This window comes from uncultured Methylibium sp. (assembly GCF_902826655.1).
In the GTDB taxonomy this organism is placed as follows: domain Bacteria; phylum Pseudomonadota; class Gammaproteobacteria; order Burkholderiales; family Burkholderiaceae_C; genus Methylibium.
This window is the reverse complement of sequence record NZ_CADEFR010000006.1, coordinates 92,121-114,979: the sequence shown is the minus strand read 5'-3', so window position 1 is coordinate 114,979 and position 22,859 is coordinate 92,121. Positions and strand designations below refer to the sequence as shown.

Here is a 22,859-nt window from a genome sequence, read left to right as displayed (position 1 = left end):
GGTCAGTTGTCGGAGGCGGCGGGTGTGCGGCTCTGCAGGGCTCGAAGGGCCTGCGTGATGGAGCTCGCGTCGTCGGTGCCTGCGTTTGCCGATGGCTTGGTCGCGTCCACGCTCTTGGCCGCAGCTGGGGACTTGCCTGGGCGTACCGGCGCGAAAGCCTCGCGCGACTGGCGCTGCACGTGATCGACCAGCCAGCGACCGTTGTCGACCTGGACATAAACCAGGCTTTCACCGTTGAGGTCGCGGTCGGCGTCCTCCCAGGACTTGATCCACAGACGCAGGATCCTGGGAGCGGCTCGCAGCGGCGCGGCCACATAGCCGGGGGCATCGTCGGATGGCGTCGTGCGCGCAGCGGTGTCGAGCATCGCGGGCACGTTGCGCACACCCGCGGGGCCCGGTGCGGCGGGTGGTTGGGGCTGGCCGCTGGTCGGCCCGCGACGCTGAGACGGCAGGTTGTTCTGCAACGCGTTGTGATAGGTGCCGGAGACCGAGTCGCACTTGACGCCCTCGGGCGCCTTGCAGGCGTAGCTGGAACCGCCGTCCAGCCCGGTGATGCTGGCGCACGCGCCAAGGAGAAGGGATGAGGCTGCGGCGCTGAAGATGCCCAAACGGGCGCTGGAGCAGCTCATGGGTTCTTCTCCGGATGGGGGTTGGACTTCGCGCGCGCGACGGGACCGGTCGCGCTCGAAGAAGCCACGACACGGCGCTCGATTTCGGATACGGCCACATAGCCGGCGGTGCGTGTGCCGTCGGCGTAGAACAGCGTCGGTGTGCCGGAGACGCCGAGCTGGCGGGCGAGTTCAAGGTTGCGATCGAGAGGTGACGCACAGTCGGCTCGAGGCGACAGACCCGAAGCGTCGCCGTCGAGCATCAGGGCGTGCCAGGCCTTCGAGGGATTGGCGGCACAGAGCACCGATTGCGGCAGCTGGCGGCCCTGGAAGGGGATCACGAAGGTGTAGATCGTGACGTCCTGAAGCTTGGCGAGTTCGGGCTCGAGGCGGCGGCAGAAACCGCAGCCCGGATCGCTGAAGACGTACAGGGCGCGCGAGCCGTTGCCCTGAACGAACTTCAATGCGTCACCGAGTGGCAGCGAGGCGACCGCGATGGGCTGGCCTTCCGCGGCACCGGTCTCGGTCTCGACGCGGGCGCCCTGTGCCCGTGCGAGCTTGGGGCCCGTCATGTCGGTGAGCGTGGCCGTGTCGAGTACGCGGCCCATGATGAAGTAGCGTGGGTTCCTGGGCGACACGTAGGCCACGTTGGGACCCATCCAGACCTCGAAGACCCCGGGGACCGGGCTCTCGTTCACCGATGTGAACCTGGTGCCGGGATGGGTCTTCTGCAGAAACGCCATGAACCTGGCCTCTTCCTTGGTGGCGCCTGCAGCGGCGGCGGGAACGCCAAAGGACAACATGGCGACCAGGCTCGCGATACCGAGCACAGGCAGGCGATTACTCTTCATCACTGATCACCTTGGTGGTTTGCTCGGACGGCTGCGAGCGGGATGGGAAGGAGGTCGGAGACGCCCTGGCTGGGTCGGGCGCCTCGATGCGAACCCCCTTGGTGAGCACGACATCGATCTCGCGGCCTGCATCGATCTCGATGATGGGGAAGGTCTGCTCGGCGAGCTTGATGTAGTACTGCGCGAGTCGATCGAGGGCCTTGCCGACGCCGCTACCCAGGCCGGCCTTCAAGGCGTCGGAGCCGGTCGTCGTGGCAACAGACCCCAGGGCCGACGTGCTGTAGGTGGTGTTGGCGGTCGAGATGCCCTGACCGATGCCGCTGACGACGCCAGCAAGCAGGGCATTGGCAAGCATCTGGCCCTGCTTGGTGATGAGCCGGCCGCGCATGCCGACCTTGCCGTCCTCGCCATAGACGCTGCCCTGGATCCTGACCTCGAGGGCCGTTCCATCGGCGCGGACGCACGACAGGGACTCGGTACGCAAGTAGGCGCGCTCGGAGCTGATGTCGCCGTACCCGGCGGCGATCACGAAGCACTCGCGGTACTCGGCCCGGTAGCGATTCGGCAGGACGGAGTTGTCGGACAGCCGAATCAGCACCGGGTGGGGATTGGTCTGGCTCTGCCCACCGGTCGGCGCGTCGAGACCACCCAACAGGACGCCGCGCGTGAAGCTGACGGGAAGAAAAGTGTCGATGGTCTGAGGAGGCGATTTGCCCGCATCAGCGCTGCCTGCTTGAGCTTTGCCCGGCGTGGCCAGCGTCACGCGCACGAGCGCGGGTTGAGGAGGAGCGTCCGCACCCATGCCAGAGGGAAAGCCCGGCGCGCCCACCGGCATTCCGGCGCGCGCGCCGGCGGGGGGCGGCGGAGGAGGGAGACCGGACTGCCGTGCGAGGGCGGCGTCGGGCGGGAAACGGGACGGCGGCGCCGCGCCGACCGGTGGTGAAGCCAAGGCCGGAGCCGACGCAGGCCTGGGAGGCTCGGCAGCTGCGGCCCCCTTCAGCCTGGCCTCCAGTTCCGCGAAGCGCCGCAACAGGGCATCCTGCTGCTCCTGACGCTCACGGTTGATGCGGCGCTGGTCTTCCCGATCCGCCTTGTACTGGTCGAGCTCGCGGCCGGCCTTGCCGATCCACACCTCCTCGGGCTTCAGCGCCGCGCCCGGTGCCATCAGATCGACGTTGGTGGGCTTCAGGTCGGTCTTGCCTGAAGCGGACGCGGCGCGCTGGGCGTTGTCGCCGGAGCCCATCGCGAAGACGGCCCAGAGGATGGCGACGGCGGCGGCAGCGATCGCGCCGATGGTGGCCCACTGCCGCGTGCGGGGCGACATGCTCTCGACAAGACCGGACCAGCGCTGCCTGAGGGTGCACTGCATGGCTACGCTCCTTGGCGAATGACGTAGACCGTCGTGGTCTCGCCCGGGCGAAGGTTGTGGTTCTCGATCGAGACGGCGAGGACCGTTCCGGACTCGCGGTCGAACTCCTGCTCGGTGAGGACCATGTTCTGGTTGCTGACGTTGGTCAGGATGTAGCGCTCGCCGATCAGGCCGCGGCCTTCGTACAGGCGAACCAGCGAGAAGCGGGCCTCGGCCCATAGCTGGATCGGGCGGTTGACCTCGTCGATGCGGATGTCGGTGGGTGCCCTGTCAGAGGCCATCGCGACCAACATGGCCTTGAGGGAGCGAATGTGCTGAGCCTGACGGCCCGTGGGGTTGGAGGCCGACGTGTCGAGCCTGGCGGCACGTGGCGCCTTGTCACGGATGACGATCGTGTCGGCCGGCGTGTCGGACCTGCGCAGCAGCAAGGTGTAAGTCGCGTGCTGCGACGAGACGAACAGGTTGACGGGCTTGACCGAGTCGCCGACCGGGCGAACGTAGATCTCGCCCTTGTCGACATCGCACTCGAGCACGATCTCCCCGGCGGGATTGACCTGCGAGCCCGGAAGCGTCTGGGGTGCGCCGCTCTGTGGCGCACCGGGTGGAGCGGAGGTGGTGGCGCCGCAATTGCTCGAGTAGATGTTGCCGAAGACGTTCGTGATCGACGATCCATCGATCCGGATGCGGGTCGCTTCCTTGATCGACAGGACGGCCTCGACGGTGACGCCGTCGCTGGCCTCGACCACTTGAAGCGCGTGGGCAGGTGGCGCGCTAGCGAGCCACAGTGCCGGAACCAGCGACGCCCACGCGAACCTGGCCAGGTTGGACATTGGCGATCTCCTTGAAGGTCTGGATGTGGACACGGCCGCCCGTGTAATGGAACTGCGCGAGGTAGGAGCGTGTCTCCGGCTCGGCGACGTCGGTGCCGTTGATCTGCCGGCGCAGGCGGCCGGTGATCAGGACCGACTGCTCCTTCTCGTCGGTGGTGAGCTGCTGAATGAGGAAGGAAGTGGAGGCGTTGTGGGTGCGCAGACGGTCGGCCTCCAGATCCATCTTGGTCTTCATCGCCGCGTGCTGCTCAGGCGACACCCAGTTCAGCAGCACGTTGCGCTTCCAGTCGACCGTCGTGGGAGTGACGTCGAGCATCAGCCAGGACACGTAGCCGGCCATCTGCTCGAGGTACTCGCGACTGGCTTTGTCCCTGGACACCCAGAACGACTTGTCGATGTTCGGGGGCACGATGACCGTGCGTTCGGAGCCGACGATGCTTGCGATCACGACCAGCGAGATCAGCTGGCAAACGCCGAGCAGCGCGAGCACGGCTCCCAAGGTGCGATTGGCCTTGCGCTGGACGCGCAAGTCGTTCTGGTGGCGTTCGAAATCCATGGTGTTCGCGAGTGAGGGTCAGCCGACCATGCGGCGAAGGTGCGATGGCGGGGTGGACCGCATCGCGGTGATCGGATTCGAGGGCAGCGCCCAATAGGCCCAGTGCATTGCGAAGGCAGGGTGCTTGTCGGCCTTGGTGCGCGAAACCCAGCGGCTGAGGTAGAGGCCTGCCGCGACGCAGAGGAAGAAGCCGAGCTTGGTGCTCGACATGTACCCGACGAAGAACGAGAAAGCGAAGGGGAACGCGACGTCGGCATCCCAGAAGCCGACCTTCCATTGGTCGTCAAGACGGCGTGGGATGTAGGTGTCGGTCTGCATCGAGTTCTCCTCGCTTGGTGGTTGCGACTGGAGCCGGCGTCAGATGACCGCGCCCATGATCGCGCCGGCGATGACGAGGCCGACGGCGCCGAAGATGGCCATCCCGATGTAGAACAGCACAGGACCGAAGTTGCGCAGTGCGGCGAGGCTGATGAAGGCGACGACGAAGCCGATGAAGGCAACGAGCGCCTTGATGCCGGGGCCGAGAGCGGCCAGGAGCGTCAGTGCGCCAACCAGCGGGCCCGTGATGCCGGTGAAGGCGACCAGGTCGAGGGCGTGGGTCGGAAACGCCGCCAGCAGGCCCGCGAACAAGACGGCCAGCAGGCCGATGAGGGGGACCAGCTTGCGCGAAGGCGCGGGAAGGGGCGAAATCGATGCATTCATGACTGGAACTCCATGGAAAGATTGATGGGTCAGGCTGAGGTGCGTGCCGGACGCAGGGCGTCCAGTGCGCGCTGCACGATGACTTCCGCGCCAATGTCCAGAGCGATCTGAAGGCACGCGTCCGTCAGGTAGCTCAGGTCGATCGCGGGATCGCTCGTGGATTTCTGGATGGCCCTCAGCTTCGCGAAAGTCTCGGCTCGGACGATGGTTGCTTTCCATCCGGGCCTCACCCTGCGCTTGGGCTGCGGGTATGCAGAGGAGCGCGCCGTCATGTCGCGTCGCCGCGGATCGGACTGCGGTCTCTCGGGAGTCGTGGCCGCAGGCCTGAGAATCGGCTGATTCATCAAGCGCCTCCTACGGCCATGAACACGATCTCGACGCGGCGATTGCGCGCGCGTCCGTCCTCGTCGCTGTTCGACGCCACGAAGCAGCAGCGACCCTTGGCGTCGATGGCGATCGTGGCACTGATGTCGGGCGCGATCGTGCGAATGCGGTCGCGCACCGCGAGCGCTCGGGCCATCGCGAGCGCCTGGTTGACGTTGACGTCGCCGATGGCGTCGGTCCGGCCGGAGATGACGATGCGGTTAGCCTTCTTCGCATCGCCCATCGAGGCATCGAGCGCTGCTTTCGCCGAAGGCGACAACTCTGCTGATGCGAACGCGAACGTCAGCACCATGTGGCGCGTCGCATCGACGGGCGAGGGCTTCCCGGCTTCGGTGGGCTGCGGTGCCGAGGCCGCTGACTTCGTCGGCTCGACGTGGAGCGCGGCAGTGGAGGTGGGCTGCGCGAGAGGCTCCCGCTGTGCGACGGGCTGCGGAGTCAACAGTGCGGTCGCAAGCGTCTTGCGCGTCACCTGTGGGCAGGCAGGTTCGGCGCAGATGCCGAATACCGCGTCACGCCCGAAGGAGAATTGCGCCAGCCGCTGTCTCAGCGGGGCGTGGGCAGCACGTGTGGCTCCATCGCTCAGCGCATCGCTCGGCGTTTGTGAACGCAATCCGGCGCACGACGAACAGGTCATCACCAAGCAGCCGGCGAGCGTCGATGTGACGGCCGCCCGAGAGATGCGGCGGCTCATGGAGAGACCCTCGCTGACAGGATGAAGCCCACCTTCGCTACTCGCGTGCTGCGCTCCGGCGCCGGCGCCTTCGTTGCGCCAGGCGTCGCGTGGCCAGGAGTCGGCAGGCGGTGGTAGACGCGCCATGCGTAGCGGCTGCGGGCTTGCGTGCACGCCTCGCCCTTCAGCTGGCTGCACGCGGCGTTGTAGGCCCCGACGGCATTCCAAGACATGCCATAGCGGGCGAACGCATGCGCCATCAGCCAGGCGCCGACCTTGATGTTGGTGCAGGGGTCGTAGAGATCGCGCTCGGTGATCCCGGCCGCCGCGAGCGTCGGCAAGTGGCTGCTGTTGATCTGCATGAGGCCGATGTCATAGGTCCCCGTCCGGGAACGATGCGTGAGGTTCACGGCCGACGGATCGAGGTCTGACTCGGCACGCGCCACCGCGTAGAGTAGGCTCGAGGACACGCCGTACAAGCGCTCGGCCTCCTCCCAGCAGGCGCGGCTGCTGTTGGGCACCCAGGCGGCGCAGGCCGCAGAGGCAGCAACGAGAACACGCAAAGACGGCTTCATCGCGGTCAGTTCGTCGTGACGCCGCGCGCCTTGGCCCGCGCGAGAAGGTTGAGGCGGGCTTGGCGGAGCACGCTCGCCTGGCCGTCGGGCAGCGACATCGCGATCGCCACGCAGCCGGTCGTGATGTGGTCGATCTCGAACATGGGGTTCGGGAAGCGGTTCCATGCCGCCCGATGCGCCTCCATCAGCTGTTCGAACTGCGCGCTCCAGATGTCGCAGCTGCGGCGCTCCGTCTTCGGATCGCGCTGCGTCAGGCGTGTCTCGAGGTATTCGACGAGGCGCTGCTGTCCGTCCGAACTGTCGACCGCCAACGAGACGCACGCGCCCAACAGGTCGGGGAAGCGGAACTTCGGAGAGCGGTTCTCGGGCGACTTGAAGATGCGATGGAGCCAGTCGTGTTCCTCGATCCAGACGCCCGTTTGAACAGTGGGTTGTCGATCTTCACGGTCGATCGGACTTGCCATCGACAGACCTCGCGAGAGTTGCATTTCGGCTTGCATCGGGTGGCCTTTGGAGACGCGCGTTGGTGTCGTCTCAGTGGCCATCAGCGTATGGAAGACGCGCCCCGCGCGCACCCGGAAATCCGGCCCAGATGAGGCCGAGTTGAGGGGGGTGGCCCCTCAGCGGATCACGTGATAGTTCGCCAGGGCCCGACTCAGCACGAAGAGCATCAGGAGCAGGCACAGCGTGACGAACATCGGGTGCATCTGAAGCGGAAGGAACCAGGCGACGACCACCGCACTTCCCAGGGCGATGCCGCCGGCGACGCTGCCGCCGAACATTTCGGCGCTGTGGGGAATGAACTCGCGCGCCCGGACCAAGCGCACCACCAGCCCGTCGACCGCCACCACCAGACAAAAGATCAACAACAGCGGAAGAAGCTCGACGAGTGCGCTGAGCCGGTAGGTGACGAGTACGAAGAGCGAGTCGATCGAGCGAAAGTACGGGTTGCCGAATAGGCGTGCGCTCATTTGGCTCACCTGGTGCACCATGGCGGCGTCGATGGCCCCGCTCGGTGGGACCTGGATCGTCGGAGCCGGCGGGTCACTGAGTTGCTTGCCTGCCTGCTGCATGTCGAGCATCCGCGAAAGGATGCGCTGCGCCGTGGCCGCGCCCCACACGTGTTCGTTCATCGCATGCTCGGCGCGCAGCACCTCGAGGAAGCGCTCCGGAGGGGCCGCGGACGGGATGTACAGCACGATGCACAGGATGGCCAGCATGGCCGTGATCCAGACGTAGCGGATCACTTGGCGGCTTCCTTCGCTGCGGACCCCTGCCGGTCGAAGTCGGGGTTCAAGATCGCGAATCTTCCCTTGACCAGGCGGCCCGCGACCGACCCGAAGTACTGCAGGTTGGGAAGCTTGCCAAGGATGTCCACAGGTACGCGTTCCTCCATCGACTCGGTAACCTGGACGCTCTTGCCTGCGCTCCAGTCGCCGAGGTGCGTGTCCGCGCCCTGGTTGAGCCCCACGCGCATCGTGTGGATGCCGGTCTTGCCGAAGGTCTCGACGATGAAGTCCTGTGTCGGTCGGTCCTTGGAGCGAAGCGCGAAGAGGTTGTTCAGGTTGCCCAGCGCCATGCGGGCCGCGTCCTCGGAGCCGAGGCGCTTGGCCAGGTCGGCGAGCGTCTGCATCGCGCAGATCGAATGGATGCCGCCTTCGGCGCCCTTGTTCAGGATCTCGATGAGGGGCTGGTTGATCACGTTCGCGATCTCGTCGACGACGAGCGTGATCCGCCGGCTGCTGCCCAGGTTGTAGCGCATGCCCGCACGCGCCGCGAGGTCGGCGATCGCCAGCGCGCCGATCGCCGAGGCGACCGAGGGGTCCGGCAGGGAGTCGAGGCACATGTAGAGCACGTGGCCGCCGCGCTCGATCTTCTCGAAGTTCATGATCGGACGCTTGTCGTCCAGATCGAACGGATCCGGCGAAAGGCTCTGCCCGAGGTCGCCCGAGGTGAGCATGGACAGGATCGGCAGCAGATTGGCCGTGATCTTCTGGTAGTGCTCTCGGTTGTGGCGGAACACCCGGATCTGCGAGTCGATGACCTTGTCGCGCTGGGTCTGCGAAATGCGCTGCTCGTAGTACGACACGAACGCGAGCAGCTGTGGTGTGGCAACCTCCGACGGCTTCTTGATGCCCCCGCGCGCCGCCGTCTGCAGCAGGGCGCGCATCTCCTGCGAGTCGCGCCATCCGTAGCCCAGTTGCCGGTCGAAGAAGCGCTGCAGCGATGCTTCGAGCACGGGCTCGATGCCGCCCTCGATGTAGTGCGTGAGCTTCAGCAGGTTCGGCCTGTCTTCCAGACTCACCAGCCCCTGCACGACGACGTTCACTGCGTCCCATCCGAATGCAGTGAACGCGCCGCCCGTGTCCACCGGCATGATCGACTGGATGCGGGAGGCGATCTCGGTCGGCTTCTGCCAGTTGAACGTGAAGTCGAGCCGCACACCGGTCTCGGGGAACGCGGGGTGGAACTCCATGAAGGTGTCCGCCTCGCGGTAGTCCTCGCAAGCACGCTGGACCACGCGCTTGAGGCGGCGGCTGTTCTTCGGGTCGATGAAGACCACGACGTCGCCGCGTCGGACGGCCTGGGTCAGGAAGTTGCCGAGCGCGACGCCTTTGCCGGCTTGGGTCGTGCCGACCAGCAGTGTCCCGCCCTCGAAGTTCTGCAGTGGACGGTAGAGCGCGTGCTCCCGTGATTCGACGCCATGGATGTACGGGAGCCCGATCTCGGAATCGGGTTGAGGACTGACCGCGAAGCCCAGCAATCGCAGCAGGTGGGGCGAAACGGCATAGTCCTTGTAGTTGATCTTCGCGAGCTCATACAGGCGCTGCGAATGGACGGGCAGCCACTCGAACCCGAAACCGAGGAACACCTGGCTCGGGTCGCGCGTGAACGTCTCGAGCTTCCGGGTGGTGATGATCTGCATGGCCTTGCCGGACAGTGAGGCGCGAACCGTGAGGACCCGCAGTCCCTGACGCGTCCGGTGAGCGGCCATCATCAGCGCCACGAGCGCCAGTCCGAGCGCGACCGCAGATGTGATGAGGCCGCGCCCGCCGAGGTACACGAAGGAGAGCAATCCGACCAGCCACGCAGCGCCGGCCCACATCTCGTACGCCGGCCGCCACGGCATTTCATAGTCACGGACCAGCATGGCTCATTCTCCCGGCGCCGGCGCGAAGTCGGCGGGGTCGAGCCCGCGAACGAACGCGGGCTTCAGGACGAAGCCGAACTCGGACTGCCCGCCGAGCTCGTGCTGCACGGTGTCGACGCGCGACGAATGGCGGCCGACGGCCATTCCTGTTTCGGCCAGTGATCGCAGCACGACGGGCAGGTCGATGTTGGTCCGCTTGAAGTGCTCCAGCGAAACGAACACGCCGGCTGGCACCGTGACGGCGATCGCTGCCTTCGAGTCGCCGTTCATGGTGTCGATGGCGGCGGCGAGCGCGTCTCGCACACGCGGGTTCAAGCGCATCGGAGCTTCGAGCTTGAACACGGGTGGCGGCGCCGGCTCGGTGTGGCGCGCCGGCGCGGCTTCGTTGTCCGGTTCTTGGGCGGCGTCGGCGATGTCGTGCGCAGCGCCGCTGCTCCCCGCGGGGAGGATCTCGCCGTCGGCTGTCACCGCCTGCCGCTCGGGGACCGACATGGACGGCGGCGCGGGCACGTGGACTTCCAGACTGAGTTGCTCGGGCTGCGGGCACGGCGGCGCTGGTTCGCTCGCCTTGGGCTGTGGGCGGACTGCGAGCGCAATGGGCAGGGGCGCGACGGGGTCGAGGTGAGTGGACAAAAGGATCTCGGGCGACGACAGCTTGACCGCCTCGATGACGTTCTTGCCCGGCGGCGGAGCGATGGTCCACAGCGCCTCCGCGCCGCCGCGGCCCTCCAGCACCTTCGCGCCGAGGAGGATCTCCAGGATCGTCTCGGGCGCCTTCGGAATGCCCGGCAGTGCGTCTTCCTCGAGGAGCTTGCGGATCTCGGCAGCGGCATTCGGCCAGACGATGAACAAGCCGTCCTTGCCGTACCAGACGCGGGAGCGCTCCTGATTCGGGACCCAGGCAGTGTGCGACGTGACCAGGCGCCGCATCGCATCAAGCAGATAGCGCTCGAGGTGAGCGCCGAGGATGGGTCGCCCGTAGCGGTTCGCGCTGGCAATCAGGTTCCGGTCAATGACGAGCGCGGTCGCGCGCTTCACGAGCTCGGCAAGGATGCTTTGCTCACGGTACTGGGGCACGCCGGCCAGGCAGGCGAGGAACTGCGGCATGACAACCGAGTTGCCCGTCGCGAGGTGCTGCATTGTCTGTTCCGGCACGATGTGGCGCAACGCGAACAGCCCGAGCGCCCGAGTCTCTTGAGCACCCGAAAGCCACCGGATGAAGAAGCGCTTGGAGCGCCTGTGTTGCAGCCAGCTCGTCAGCGGACTCAGGTAGGCCGGCCATTCCTCGCCCCGGTCGTCGGTCACGACGACATGGCTGAGAGTTCGGTGCAGCTCGCTGCACAGCCCCGCCAAGAAGGTTGCCTGTCGCCATCGCGGTTCGAGATGTCGGCGCGTCGAGATCGTTGAACGCCCTGAGACGATGTGGCCGTCGGTGCCCTGCAGCGCGTAGAAGCCGACTTCCAGTCCGAGCCGGAACAGTCCGCCCACCTCGCAGTAGTAGTTGTCGGCCGTCGCCGGAAGCAGGTTCACGAAGTCCGCGAAGTTGCGGACTGACGGCAGCAGGTCCGCCTCGAACGTGGCGCGATCAGCGCCGTAGCACAGCTTGATCCGCGAGAGCAGGTCCTCGTGGGCGGCAAGCAGTTGGTCCACCGAACCGGCGGCCAAGCCGGGGTCGACCGACGGATAGGTCGCGGCGTCTGCAGCAAGAGAAGGATCGGTGCGTGCGGCGGGCGAGGCACGCCGTGGGGCCAAGAAGGATAGAAGGGACATGTCCGTCGCTGCGAAGCCATGCGGCGACGATGTTGGACGTACGACCCGCGGCGGTCTACCCGAAAAGTCGGGGCGATTCGGTCAGAGAAGGCGGGGGGTGGCCGCTGGAGTGGTCGCGTGAGCGCGCGGCGGATATATCTCGGGGTGGCGAAGCAGCACGCAGAACGGGCAACGCTGCGGCGACGGGTCGACGCGGCTCGCGAGATACGTGGAGCCGCAGCGCTCGCAGTCCTTCAGCTGCAGCTTGGGCTCGGAGACACCCCACCGTCCCTCGGACAGGCAGACGACCTCAAAGCATCGATTGAACGACAAAGGCGATGCGTGGTGAAAGGCGGCGAGGACATGCCGGTACGCGGCGGTGATGGCCTGTTCGGGCTCGATCCCTCGATCGACCAGCCGCTTGAACGTCGAGGCCATGATGGAGAACTGCGCGCGCAGCAGCGTCCTGACACCGGAACTCCATCTGGACACCGGGAGGGCCTTGCCGACGCGGACCAGCCGCGAGGGTGCGCGGCGGCTGGGATCCGGATACCCGGAGAGGATGGCCGCTACGACTCGAGGGTGGGCCCCGGCGGACTCGAGCACGCGCTGCATCCGGAGAATCTCGATTTGAAGGGGCAGCCCCGCCGAGACACCGATCGATCCTGAGTCAGGAGGCACGCGGCCTGCGACCCTCCGCCGCAGCCCGCGCTCGCCGCATTCCTCCTTGCAGAAGGCGCACACGGGCGTGAACGCGCCGCCGTGCGCGACCAGCCTCCTCGCCGTACATCGGGGGCAAGGTTCGAGTTGCAGCGTGGGGGTGGTGCAGGCCCAGATGCCGTCAAGGTTCGACACGAGGAAGAAGGCCTCGTCGAAGCTGAAGGACGGAACGGGAGTGAATGAAAGGTAGTGCCGGTATGCCGCGATCAGCGATGACGCCGGGGTGAACCCCGCGGTTGTCAGCGCCCGGTACTTCGCCGCGAAGGTGCCGAATTCGGCCTGGATCTTGAATGTCGTCTTGAAGACGAGGTCATCCGTGTAGGGCGGCCGGCCGCGCGGAGCGCGATGGCCGGCGTCATAGATCTTCGTTCGGATGAAGTCGTTGGGCAGGCCGGTCACCCATCCGATGGTGCGCGGGCAGGCGCCCAGCATGGCGCACAGGCGCGCCGTCTCGAGCGAGCGAATGCGGGCGTCGGCGAACGCCACGATGTGGCCGCTGAGAGCTGGCCGCTAGGCGCCGGGTTGATCGGCGCGGTGCCTCGCAGGCCCCCGCACACGCGCCGAGGCCAGGATGGGAATGACGGTGCGCGGTGCGGCGAGCAGAGAGTCGATGTCGTCTCTGGGCGCGAAGAGCAGCACGTTGCCGGTGCTGGCGACGATCTCGATGACGTCGGCGGGGGTAAGGTCGCTGATGGCCCTCAGCTGCATCGGACTCAGCCCGAAGCGGCAGCAGGCGCTGGCCAAGTCGCTGCGGGCGGCATCACGCATCAGCGACAGGATCGTGAAGTTGAGCGTCTGAACATCGTTCAACGGCGCGGTGTCGTTCATTGGTTCTGCTCCCGGGTCTGCCTGGTGGGCCGATCAGCACAGCCGCTTCGGCTGGCCAGCCGGCTCACCCGAAAGGTGCACCGACTTGAGGAAAGCGTACCCAATAAGGTCGCTGAGTGTCAAATGTTTCTATCGTTGAACGATACAAACTAGACAAGCCGAGATTTCGAAACTAGACACTATGACGCGTGCGACCGCCCTCTTCGGGCTTGGCGCATCCAGGAAGGAGGCGCAAGCGTTGTCGATCCGGTAGAGGGAGCGGGCTATCGCGCGCGGGGCGATGCCTCGAAACCCAGTTCCAGCGCATTGAAGAGGCTGAGAGCTCGTGAGGGTTTCTCGTACAACTGGGCTCGGAAGGTCGTCAGGGCCGACGCCAAGTCCGACTCCTCGGCGTCGCCGGCCTCGATCTGTCCGGTCAGGATGATGACCGGGCCGGCGGGATTCTTGGCGCGGATCAGCGGCAGCAGGGCGGTGGCCTTCTCTTCGCCAAGCACCCAGTCGAGGATGTAGCCATCGAAATTGGTTGTCTCCAGGGCGGTGCGCAGATGCTCGGCGCTCGTGTAGGAGAGCGCGTCCAGGCCCTTCTGTCGCAGAAACTGGACGATGGCCCGGCCAAGATCGTCGTCGTCGTCCACCACGGCGACACGCCTTGGAGGCTCGGCTTCCAAGATCAGCCGCCGGACCTCGAAGACCCGGCGTCCGGCAGCCTCCGAGGCGGGGACGACTGTCCAACCGTTCGGTTCTTCTCCGGGAATCGCGACGTAGGGCCCGATGCATTGTGCCGCCTCGGGCCCGGGCCAGACCGAGCAGGCCAACTTGGCGCCAGCCACCTGAAGCACCGCGGGCTCGCCAGGGGTTTCGTCCACGAGCGCCCCCAAGAGGCGGAACACGGGTTCGCCGAAGTGCGCGGCGAGCCGCTTGATCTCGTCGACGCTCCAGGGCGTCTCGCCCATCATCCGACGCCGGACCTGCTGGTACGCGATGCCCACGGCGGCCTCCAGCGCCCCCAGCCGCTTCCGCTCGGGTATGCCACGGCGGTCGAGAAGAGCCTGGATGGCCCGCGTGATCGCCGTCGGAGCGGACTTGTCGCCTGCGGGGTCTTGTTCCATGTCGTGGACTTCTTTTCGGGAGCGGGACATCTCCTGCATTGGGAGAGTGTACGACCGACGATAGAAAGTCACGAGGCGCGGAAGACTGGAGGGGGCGTATTGCATCGAGAAGTGACCTCAATGTTGATGAAAAACGTCAAATCTGAAGAACTATCGACTGCCTCTCGGGGAAGAAAAAAGGGGCACCACCCCTTCCAGGTTGGTGCCCCCTTTGGCTTATCAATGCGCCGCCTGCGTGCCAGGCGCGGTTCGATCAGGCCGCTTCGGCGACAGCATCCCATTCCGACCGGCTCTGCTCGATCATCCTGCCGGCGATCGCCTCGAGCTCGGTCGACCGGTCATAGTCCTCGACCTCCTGGGCGTACCCGGTCACGGCGTTGACGAGGCCGTAGCCCGACAGGTCGGCTTCGGCGATCAGCGAGCGCAGTACGCCGGCGCGCTCCTGCTCATTGAGCAAGAAACGGGTCGCCAGGACCTCGACCGCCTTCACCGGGTCGCCCTTCAGCGGGATGCCCAGCGTCCGGCGCATCTTCTCCGCGGCCAGCGTGAACGTGGCCTCCGAGACGGCGGATTCGACGACATCGCGCACCTTCAGGAAGAATGCCTTGTCGTCCGCGGCGAGCGTGTCGTCCTTGAAGATCGTCACCTCCTCGGCGGACGCGTCGCTGAGGCGGCCAACGTGCGTCTTGCGCATCGCGCGGTCGGCGGCGATCAGACCGTTCTTGCAGCGAAGGCGATAGACCAGCGGCTGAACCGACAGCGTGCCTTGGCCGATCTCGGAATTGCTGACCACCACGCCGGCCTGGACGATGTCGCCCGGCTGCATCTCGAACTGCACCTGCGGCGTCACGACCTTGAGGTACATGCGACTGGCCGTCAGCTCGGCCGATTCGAAGCGTGCGTCGGGCAGTTGCCGCAGGATCGGGAAGACGTGCTGGAGCAGATCGTAGTTGTCCAGGCGCCGGTACCGATCCGACAGGAAGGCACGGGCTTGCCCGTCGAGGGTTCGCACCATGCGCTGCTCGGGCTCGTCGTGCAGCCAGGTGTCCACATTGCGGTCGAGCAATGCGGGCTGTTCCATCCGCATACGTTCGAAGTAGGCGAACGGGATCTTCAGCTTGTCTGCCATCTGGCGCCGGAACGCGTCCGTCGTGCCGAAGGCACGCGTGCCGCCGGGCGTCTCGATCGTGATGCTCGTCGCGCCGTCCACCGCGGTGTCATGGTGCATGAGCTGCGTGGGAACGATCATGTCGAGCTTGGTCGCGAGCTGGCGCTCGAGTTCGTTGGCCAGGTCGATGAGGGAACGTCCGTACTTCATCCGGAAATCTCCAATGAGAGTCGGGGACGGTCTTCCCCTGTGGGGAGGGCGTCCCCGCAAGGGTGGTGGCTCAGGCCTGCCTGAGCCGGGATGTAGCGAGACCGGTCAAGGCCACGCTGAGAAGTCAAGGGCTGCCTTCGCCGCGATGCGGCCTGGTGCGGCAGCTACCAGTGAGAACCTCTTTCGCTGGACCCCTTGCATGAGGTCCAAGGAAAGAGGCGAGGCGGCGTCGTTGCCACCTCGCCCGAAACGGCTACGCCGCCTTCGCCTCGTTGGCGAAGCGTGCGAGCCAGATGTCGGCCCAGTCGGCGCCGGCGTGCTTCGGCACGAACACCTGGACCCTGCGGTCGATGCCGTCCCGCTTGGCCTCTCTGAGCAGCCGCTGCGCGAGCACATACGCGGACGCCTGGCCGGCGAACTCGGCATTGGCATCGTTGTCGGCATAGATGCAGACGCGCTTGATTGATGCGGGGATCCACAGCTTTTCCATGTTCCCGCAGTTCAGTGCGGACCACACTTGCTTGCCGGTGCTGAGCCGAACGGCCAGCCCGGTCTCGATGCCCTCGGTGACCGCCAGCTCGTCGGAGGGCTCATCGAGCCGAACCGCCGCGCCATTGATCCCCGAGGACAGCACCTTCTTGCTCTGCTCGCCCAGGGCTTTGCGCCCTGCAGCGAGGTACGTCCGGTGCAGCGTGATGGCATGGCCGTCGTGCCCCTGGACGCAGGCAATCATCGCCGGGTACTCCGCGATCTTCTTCGCACGCTGCTGCCCGTTCAGCTTCTCGTAGTAGCCGAGGTCCGGATGGAAACGCAGCGAGCGCGGATAGGTAGTCAGCGCGATCCCGCGGTTGCGCAGGTAGCGGTCCACCTCGTCGCCCATGGTGATGGGCTTGGCTTCGTTCCAGATCCGCTGGCAGAGCCGCTTCATGCGCTCCGGCGACGGACCGTTGACGGCATGAGCCGCCACCGGCCGGGCTGCGCCGAGCTGTCGTTCCACGGCCTCGAGCAGCTCGCCGAATCGCATCCCGAGCACGCCTTGAGCCAGCTTGAGCCCCCCACCAGCGCCGCATGTGCGGCAGTGGTAGTTGCCCTCGCCGAACTTGTCGGTGTACTGGAAGCGGTCGGTCCCGCCACACCCGGGAAGTGGGCACGGCTGGTTCTTGCCGTTCAAGATCGCCTCGTCGACGCCCAGCGCCTTCAGGATGGAAGTCCAGTGACCATGCGCGCGGGACTTGATGTCCCGAACGCGCGATTCGAACTCGTCGTTCATGATGTCCTCGCCACGAGTGGCGGCCCCGTGCGGCCGGCGAGTGGTGTCGCTCGCCGCACGGGATCCTTGGTTGTGAATCAGCCGCAGCTGCCGAGGTGGTTGCAGTTGGCGCAACGCAGGCATCCGTCGACCTTGTGCAGCGCGTTGGCGCCGCATTCGGGGCACCTCTTCCCGCTTCCGAACGCGAGCGCCGCATCGCTGTGCGGCGCCGACGGTTCGGCGGCGCGAGGGGTCGCGTGCACCTCGAACCGTCCAGCCAAGACGTCAGCTGGAACCTGGTTACCCGAGGCGTCGAGAAAGCCGCGCCTCGCGAGAATCTGCTGGAGGGCGTAGCCGATCGCCGCGACCTCGGAATCATGGAAGCGCGGCGCCTGCGCGCCGTCTGCCTTGCTCACCGTGCCGCAGCGAACCGGTCCCTTGTCCCACACCACTTCTTGCATGTTGGCCAGCGCTTTCGGGATCGAGCCCCCGGATCGCGCAACCATCGACAGCAACCGCATGTTCGACGAGATCCACTGCTGGCCCTCGTCGCGTTGCCCCGCCGGAACGAAGAACTCGACGGGCCGCTCGATGCAAACCTCGCGGCCGCTCACCGTACCTCGCACGCGCATGAAGTTCACGGTGAGGTACACGGACTTCTTGCCTTCCGCGGTCCAATACTCGACCTTGGACGTCACGCCTTCGAGCTCGCCGCCAGGACGGCTGGCGATCTGCTTGCGTAGCGGGTCGTCCTCCGTCGCCGGCGTCGACGACGCCGAGGCCGTCTCCAGCGACAAGACCGAGCCGGTGACATCGTTCGGGCGGTAGGTCGCCAGGCCCTTGAGCCCCGCCCTCCATGCCTTGCTGTACAGCTCCCCGAACTCCGCGAACGGATAGTCCTTGGGAACGTTCACCGTCTTGGAGATCGAGGAGTCGATGAACGGCTGCACCCGTACCAACATCTGCAGGTGGTCGTCGGCCGACATCTCCATCGCGGACACGAAGTAGGGCGGCAACCGCACGGTGTCTCCGCCGCACTCTCGGAAGAGACGGTAGGCGTGATCCTCGACCCGGTACTCCATGAACGAGTTGTCGGGCATGCGCTTCTTGCGGTTGTAGGTCCACGAGAAGGCCGGCTCGATGCCGTTGCTCGCGTTGTCGGCAAAGGCGAGGCTGATCGTGCCCGTCGGCGCGATCGACAGCAGGTGGCTGTTGCGGATGCCACGCTCGGCGATCGCCGTGCGGATATCTTCAGGCAATCGCTTCGCGAACCCGCTCTCCAAATACCGCTGCGCATCGAGAGCCGGAAAGACTCCCTTCTCTTCGGCCAGGGTGATCGAGGCCCGATAGGCTTCGTCGCGCATGGCCTGAGCGACCTCCGCCCCGAACGCATACCCGGCCTCCGAGTTGTACGCGACGCGCATCATCACGAGCGCGCTGCCGAGGCCGAGGAACCCCAGCCCGATCCGGCGCTTGGACATCGCTTCGCGCTGTTGTTCGGGCAGCGGCCAGTACGTCACGTCGAGCACGTTGTCGAGCATGCGCACCGCCACCCGGACTACTTCCTTGAACCGGGTCCAGTCGAACCTGGCGGAGGGGGTGAACGAATCGACGACGAACCGGGTCAGGTTGATCGACCCCAGGCAGCAGCATCCGTAGTCCGGCAGCGATTGCTCGCTGCAGGGGTTGGTCGCTTCGATCACTTCGATGTAGTGGAGGTTGTTCTCCTCGTTCATGCGATCGAGGAAGACCACGCCAGGGTCGGCGTGGTCGTAGGTCGACCGCACGATCTCGTCCATCAGCGCACGCGCGCGCACCTTGCAGTACACCCACTGACCGTCTGGAGCGCGCCGGTAGGCTCCGGCGTCGATGAGTGCCTTGACGGGCTCTGCCGAGTGCACGAGTTCGAACTCCGCATCGGCTTCGACGGCGCTCATGAAGGCGTCGGTGATGCCGACGGAGATGTTGAAGTTGCGAAGGCCGTTCTGGTCCTTCGAATGGACGAACTCGAGCAGGTCCGGGTGATCGCAGCGCAGGATGCCCATCTGGGCTCCTCGGCGCGAACCGGCCGACTCGACGGTCTCGCAGGAGCGGTCGAAAACCGACATGTAGCTGACCGGCCCAGAGGCGTTCGAGTGCGTGCCTTTGACCATGGCTCCCCTCGGACGGATCCGACTGAAGTCGTAGCCCACGCCGCCACCGCGACGCATCGTCTCGGCAGCTTGCGCCAGCGCCTTGTAAATGCTGGGCTTGCCGTCGAAGTCCTCGGAGACGCTGTCGCCGACCGGCTGCACGAAGCAGTTGATCAGCGTCGCGCGGATGTCCGTGCCGCCCGCCGAGTTGATTCGGCCGGCGGGCACGAAGCCGCTACGCAGCGCGCAGAGGAACTCCGCTGACCAGTGCTCGCGGTGCTCTGCGTCCTCGGCCTGCGACAGGGCGCGTGCGACGCGGTGTAGCACGTCCTCGATCGAGGACTCGTTGCCCTTCGCGTACTTCTCGAGCAGCACGTCGATGGAGATCGCTTGCGGCTCGAGGGCAGCGTCGGGTGCGGGAAGATCGTTGAGTTTCATGAAAACTCCTTGAAAGGGATACCCACGTGGCAAGGGCAGTCCCCCGCGCATCGCGTTGCAATGCGCGGTGACTGTCTCGGCTGCGGATGTGGGCGGATGGGGCGGACCGAGCGTTGGATCAACTCGGGCCCGCCCGGCGGCGGCCAGCGGAATCGCACGCCGCGGGGCGCGTGTTCAGCTGAATTCGTGCTGCACGCAGGCAGCACCTTGGACTCTTGGGCTGGCTTCTCGCCGCGAGGCGACAGGTCTGCCAGCTACCTGAGGGAACGCTGTCTTTCCGGAGCACACGTCGACATGTGTGCTCTGGAAAGAACCGCTCTGAAGCGGTTCTTGGTCTCTCGCCTGTCGCGAGGATCCGGCGCCTGGTGGCGCCGATTCAGGCGGCGGCGCGGACTCCTGCCCGACGGCGCACCGGCGGGACATGCTTCGGGTCTTTCAGCCGCCAGACGGGTGCCTCGACGAAGCCCGACGGAACGCGCCGTCCGGTGTCCTCGAACAAGCCCGTCGCGAGCATCGGCTCGACGAGCGGTTCGTTCTCGGACCAGGACTTCACCGTGAACTCGTCGTCTGCGATCCGTGCGCCGTACGGCACGAGGTTGGTCGAGAACGCCCAGAGTTCGTCGGGGGCCGGGCCCAGGAAGACTTCCACGGCGATGGCTCCGCCGGATGGATAGCGGCCGATGTGGATGGTCGCGTCGCCGTACGGCGTCGAGACGGATCCGATGGATTGGTCGAAGTGGGGCATGGGTGCTGCTCCTTTCAGGGTCGCGCGCTACTGCAGCGCGGTGGTGTACAGAAGTCCACACGCGATGGCATTGCCCAGCGTGTGGTTCAGGAGATCGGGCACCGTGGCCCGGTGAGGCATGGCGCCGGTGTCGTGGTCGGTGCGTCGGATCTGATAGCCGCCGTGCTCGAGCCGGACGTGAAACGCCGGCCGGTCGGCACCGGCGACGACGAACTCGCGTCCGGGCTCGCCGGTCATCAGCTCGCTTTCCTTCACGAGCCAGTCGAGATCGTTGAGCGTGCGAACCGGGACGAGCTTGCGCAGCTCGGTCTGGCGGATCGTGGTGCGTTGAGCCATGTGAGTGCTCCTCATTCGTCGATGACAAGACAGCGAAGGGTGGTTGGCGGCAGGCGCCGCGGTTGAGGTGCCGGCGCGCGGGCCGGGATGCGGAACGAAGCGAGGCTCACCTCGATGGGACGACGTTCGGTCAGCACGTCGCCGCTCGCTGCGACATCGTCAACTTCGCACTGCAGTCGGATGGCCCTGAAGGTTTCCGCTGCGGGCGGCGGCTCCGGCGGCACTGTGTCTTCGATCGGCTCGTCCAGTGCGCCTGCAACGCCCCAGAGGATGAGGATCGCGAACACGGCCCAACCGGGGCTGATCTGCGCTTGGTCCATCTCGTGCCTCCTAGTACGCCAGGAGCGATGCCGCGGAGCCGAACAGGTCGGGCTGGGCGGTTTCGTCGTGCGCCTTGATTTGCTCGTTGAGCCACTGCGGGTTGCGAGCGAGTTGCTTCGCGACCCAATCAGGTTGCTCATGAATGAGGGCCTGCACCCAGTCGGGGTAGCGGCAAAGCGTCGCGCGGACCCACGTGCGTGCGTTCGCCCGGAGCCAGTCGCGCACATCCTCGACCTGCAGGTCGCCGAAGTACGCCGTCGGTGACAGCGGGCTGGTGCCCACCACGCGCAGGCAGTTTGCGAACGAGAAGGGACGACCGTCGAGCGCTGGGTCCGTCAAGGCCCAGGCCAGCGTGTCGAGCTTCTCTTCGAGCGGGGTCTCCGGATCCGGAAGGCGCCGCAGTTCCAGGAGCAGGCGCCAGTGAAGCAGGACCACGTCTTCTTCGGACCATTCCGGCTGCTCGCCAGCGTCATCGAGGTAGTCGTGAACGGCCTGCTGTGCATGCGGCGGCAGATCGCGCAGCTGGACGGTCGGATGATCGTCGTGGGCGTCGGGGTCGGCCGGCAGTGCATAGAACGCTCGCGAGAGCGGGTCTCGCGCGATTGGTGCGCGAGGAACACTCGGCATCGGCATGGTGAGCCTCCATCAGGAAAGCGGGAGGCAATGCGATGCCCGTCGCGGGGCGCAATGCCCCGCGGGGTTTGAACGTGTCGGTCACGACCGACTGTCTTGGGCTGGTCAGTGCAGCGCGCGGCGAACGCGCGCGATCGGCACCAGCTGACCGATCAGAAACCTTTCGACGCGTGCCGGAGGCCGGTCATGTCTCGAAAGGTCGATCGTGTCGGTGGGATGAGCCCCGAGGGGCGGCACGACGTTGGGTCGTGCACTGTGGATGGGCTTGCCGCGAGTTTGAGTGCCGGGCCAGCTACGGCACATGCGCGAAAGGTACTGTGGGCGCCGGGCGTTGTCAATCGCCCGGCTCTGCCAGGTCGGCAACCACCTGAACATGAGGCTGACCCCCCTCGTACTCCAGCCTGAAACGGCGGGATTCTCGTTTGGTGTGCCGGCGCCGAGCTGGTGAAGATCGGGCGGGCGTCACAACACCATGGAGGTTCCCATGAACGAGGCCGCACTGGCGCTGTTGGATAGCGGCGAGGCGAACCGACGCATCCTGGCCAAGGATGAGTACCGCGCCGACTTCAGGCGGGTGGAAGCTGCCTCACTGAAGCGCAAGACGTGTCTCGCGAGCGCTGAGGGCAAGCGCATCTTCGCCCGCTGCTTCTACTCTTTCCAGGCCAGCATGTACTTCGTCTCGACGCTGGGCCGCACGAAGCTGCCGCGGGAGTCGATCGAACAGATTGAGCAGGCGGTTCGCGCGAAGCTGGAGGTCGCTACGGGAGAGCTCAACAAGGCGATCGACGGCGCCGAGCTTCTTCTGAAGAACAACAACATCGAAGTCGTTGCGACCTACGACACGGTGCCGCTGGAGGTCGAGATCGGGATCACCTCCGCACTGGGGCGCCGCTACTTCGAGCTCATCCACAAACTCGATCAGATCATGCCGCTGCTGCAGACCTTGGAGATCGAGGAAGTGGTCAACGAGCAGCAGGCCGAGCGCCAACGGTCGAACTTCAAGCGCATCGTTCTGGCCATGTCGTCGACGGCTCGCAACTTCTCGATGGGCGTCAGGCGCCGCATGAACGAGGCAGACGCGAAGAAGGGCGAAGGCGACGACAGGCGAAGCCGGCCGGGACCTGAGAGAGTTCGGCAGGATGCGGATGCGGAAACGGGGCAGGGCGATCACGACAGCGGTGCCTCAGGTGAGCCGCCGCAGGAAGGGGCTGGTCACCGGGACGCTTCGGCGCCCGCGGACTGCGAACTTGCTCTCGACGGAACCGCCGATGCGACAGCGTAAGGAAGAGTGCTGTCGCTTCGTCGTGCCTGTCCCGTCCGCCCCGTCTGCGGGCCTTGCGGCCTCGTATCGACTCGCGGTCCGCGTGGGTGCGGCGCTTTGTCCACGACTATCGGTTCTGATCCGCGCCAAGCCGCTCATCCTCACATCCTCTTCGAGGGCACTCGGAGATCGCGTGCCGCCATGGCCCGATGCCCGATGCCCCACGTCGGCATCGAGATTCATTGCATAAAGATCAACCATCATGGCTACCGGCAGTCAGCCAAGAGCGGACATTGAACTGCAGCATCAACAAACGACCGCCGT

The 22,859-nt window shown here is 66.1% G+C and carries 25 protein-coding genes; 1 reads left to right on the top strand and 24 read right to left on the bottom strand.

All coding sequences use genetic code 11. The features are described from left to right. Nucleotides 1-2 precede the first annotated feature (2 nt). From QZV97_RS04915 to QZV97_RS04800, 24 genes are all read right to left on the bottom strand, one after another. Nucleotides 3-629 (bottom strand): TraV family lipoprotein, encoded by a 627-nt coding sequence (locus tag QZV97_RS04915; RefSeq protein ID WP_295639352.1) that lies wholly within the window; start codon nt 627-629, stop codon nt 3-5. Further along, complete coding sequence (locus QZV97_RS04910; protein WP_295639349.1) at nt 626-1,459, bottom strand: DsbC family protein; 834 nt, start codon at nt 1,457-1,459, stop codon at nt 626-628. Before QZV97_RS04910 ends, QZV97_RS04915 begins: the two co-directional genes overlap by 4 nt. Further along, a complete protein-coding gene (locus QZV97_RS04905) occupies nt 1,449-2,828 on the bottom strand; it encodes a TraB/VirB10 family protein (protein ID WP_295639346.1) in 1,380 nt (459 codons plus the stop codon). Before QZV97_RS04905 ends, QZV97_RS04910 begins: the two co-directional genes overlap by 11 nt. 2 nt (nt 2,829-2,830) lie before the next feature. Further along, complete coding sequence (locus tag QZV97_RS04900) at nt 2,831-3,658, bottom strand: type-F conjugative transfer system secretin TraK (protein WP_295639343.1); 828 nt, start codon at nt 3,656-3,658, stop codon at nt 2,831-2,833. Further along, a complete protein-coding gene (traE, locus tag QZV97_RS04895; protein ID WP_295639340.1) occupies nt 3,600-4,214 on the bottom strand; it encodes a type IV conjugative transfer system protein TraE in 615 nt (204 codons plus the stop codon). Before traE ends, QZV97_RS04900 begins: the two co-directional genes overlap by 59 nt. An 18-nt stretch (nt 4,215-4,232) precedes the next feature. Further along, nucleotides 4,233-4,532, bottom strand: a complete 300-nt coding sequence (gene traL, locus QZV97_RS04890) for a type IV conjugative transfer system protein TraL (protein WP_295639337.1) — start codon at nt 4,530-4,532, stop codon at nt 4,233-4,235. 39 nt (nt 4,533-4,571) lie between these two features. Further along, complete coding sequence (locus QZV97_RS04885; RefSeq protein WP_295639334.1) at nt 4,572-4,844, bottom strand: hypothetical protein; 273 nt, start codon at nt 4,842-4,844, stop codon at nt 4,572-4,574. Nucleotides 4,845-4,945: 101 nt separating this feature from the next. Continuing rightward, nucleotides 4,946-5,260, bottom strand: coding sequence for a hypothetical protein (locus QZV97_RS04880; protein ID WP_295639331.1), 315 nt, complete (start codon nt 5,258-5,260; stop codon nt 4,946-4,948). Beyond that, nucleotides 5,260-5,991, bottom strand: coding sequence for an OmpA family protein (locus tag QZV97_RS04875; RefSeq protein WP_295639328.1), 732 nt, complete (start codon nt 5,989-5,991; stop codon nt 5,260-5,262). Before QZV97_RS04875 ends, QZV97_RS04880 begins: the two co-directional genes overlap by 1 nt. Further along, complete coding sequence (locus QZV97_RS04870; RefSeq protein WP_295639325.1) at nt 5,988-6,545, bottom strand: lytic transglycosylase domain-containing protein; 558 nt, start codon at nt 6,543-6,545, stop codon at nt 5,988-5,990. The genes QZV97_RS04875 and QZV97_RS04870 overlap by 4 nt, the downstream gene beginning before the upstream one ends. Nucleotides 6,546-6,550: 5 nt before the next feature. Then, the gene (locus QZV97_RS04865) at nt 6,551-7,090 is read right to left on the bottom strand and encodes a hypothetical protein (protein ID WP_295639322.1); all 540 of its coding nucleotides are present in this window, start codon (nt 7,088-7,090) and stop codon (nt 6,551-6,553) included. A 75-nt stretch (nt 7,091-7,165) separates the two neighbouring features. Next, entirely contained in the window at nt 7,166-7,792 is a 627-nt protein-coding gene (locus tag QZV97_RS04860; RefSeq protein WP_295639319.1) for a DUF4400 domain-containing protein, read from the bottom strand. Continuing rightward, nucleotides 7,789-9,696: a conjugative transfer system coupling protein TraD gene (gene traD, locus QZV97_RS04855; RefSeq protein WP_295639316.1), complete on the bottom strand. Its 1,908-nt coding sequence runs from the start codon at nt 9,694-9,696 to the stop codon at nt 7,789-7,791. The genes QZV97_RS04860 and traD overlap by 4 nt, the downstream gene beginning before the upstream one ends. A 3-nt stretch (nt 9,697-9,699) precedes the next feature. Beyond that, nucleotides 9,700-11,466, bottom strand: a complete 1,767-nt coding sequence (gene mobH / locus QZV97_RS04850) for a MobH family relaxase (RefSeq protein ID WP_295639313.1) — start codon at nt 11,464-11,466, stop codon at nt 9,700-9,702. An 81-nt stretch (nt 11,467-11,547) separates the two neighbouring features. Beyond that, the gene (locus QZV97_RS04845; protein WP_295639310.1) at nt 11,548-12,651 is read right to left on the bottom strand and encodes a FlhC family transcriptional regulator; all 1,104 of its coding nucleotides are present in this window, start codon (nt 12,649-12,651) and stop codon (nt 11,548-11,550) included. 24 nt (nt 12,652-12,675) lie between these two features. After that, a complete protein-coding gene (locus tag QZV97_RS04840) occupies nt 12,676-12,993 on the bottom strand; it encodes a flagellar transcriptional regulator FlhD (RefSeq protein ID WP_295639307.1) in 318 nt (105 codons plus the stop codon). 263 nt (nt 12,994-13,256) lie between these two features. Next, nucleotides 13,257-14,102 carry a helix-turn-helix domain-containing protein gene (locus QZV97_RS04835; protein ID WP_295639304.1) on the bottom strand — a complete coding sequence of 282 codons (846 nt, stop codon included), beginning with the start codon at nt 14,100-14,102 and terminating at the stop codon, nt 13,257-13,259. 253 nt (nt 14,103-14,355) lie between these two features. Continuing rightward, entirely contained in the window at nt 14,356-15,351 is a 996-nt protein-coding gene (locus QZV97_RS04830) for a DUF932 domain-containing protein (protein ID WP_295639301.1), read from the bottom strand. 322 nt (nt 15,352-15,673) lie between these two features. Beyond that, nucleotides 15,674-16,690: a toprim domain-containing protein gene (locus QZV97_RS04825; RefSeq protein WP_295639298.1), complete on the bottom strand. Its 1,017-nt coding sequence runs from the start codon at nt 16,688-16,690 to the stop codon at nt 15,674-15,676. Between the two features lie 77 nt (nt 16,691-16,767). After that, entirely contained in the window at nt 16,768-19,239 is a 2,472-nt protein-coding gene (locus QZV97_RS04820; protein ID WP_295639295.1) for an adenosylcobalamin-dependent ribonucleoside-diphosphate reductase, read from the bottom strand. 376 nt (nt 19,240-19,615) lie between these two features. Then, entirely contained in the window at nt 19,616-19,984 is a 369-nt protein-coding gene (locus QZV97_RS04815; RefSeq protein WP_295639292.1) for a hypothetical protein, read from the bottom strand. Nucleotides 19,985-20,011: 27 nt separating this feature from the next. Further along, nucleotides 20,012-20,320: a hypothetical protein gene (locus QZV97_RS04810; RefSeq protein WP_295639289.1), complete on the bottom strand. Its 309-nt coding sequence runs from the start codon at nt 20,318-20,320 to the stop codon at nt 20,012-20,014. Nucleotides 20,321-20,331: 11 nt separating this feature from the next. Beyond that, entirely contained in the window at nt 20,332-20,640 is a 309-nt protein-coding gene (locus QZV97_RS04805; RefSeq protein ID WP_295639286.1) for a hypothetical protein, read from the bottom strand. 10 nt (nt 20,641-20,650) lie between these two features. Beyond that, a complete protein-coding gene (locus tag QZV97_RS04800; RefSeq protein ID WP_295639283.1) occupies nt 20,651-21,274 on the bottom strand; it encodes a hypothetical protein in 624 nt (207 codons plus the stop codon). A 484-nt stretch (nt 21,275-21,758) separates the two neighbouring features. Here QZV97_RS04800 and QZV97_RS04795 point away from each other — a divergent pair, with 484 nt between their 5' ends. Next, nucleotides 21,759-22,556, top strand: a complete 798-nt coding sequence (locus tag QZV97_RS04795) for an AcaB family transcriptional regulator (RefSeq protein WP_295639280.1) — start codon at nt 21,759-21,761, stop codon at nt 22,554-22,556. Nucleotides 22,557-22,859: the final 303 nt, after the last annotated feature.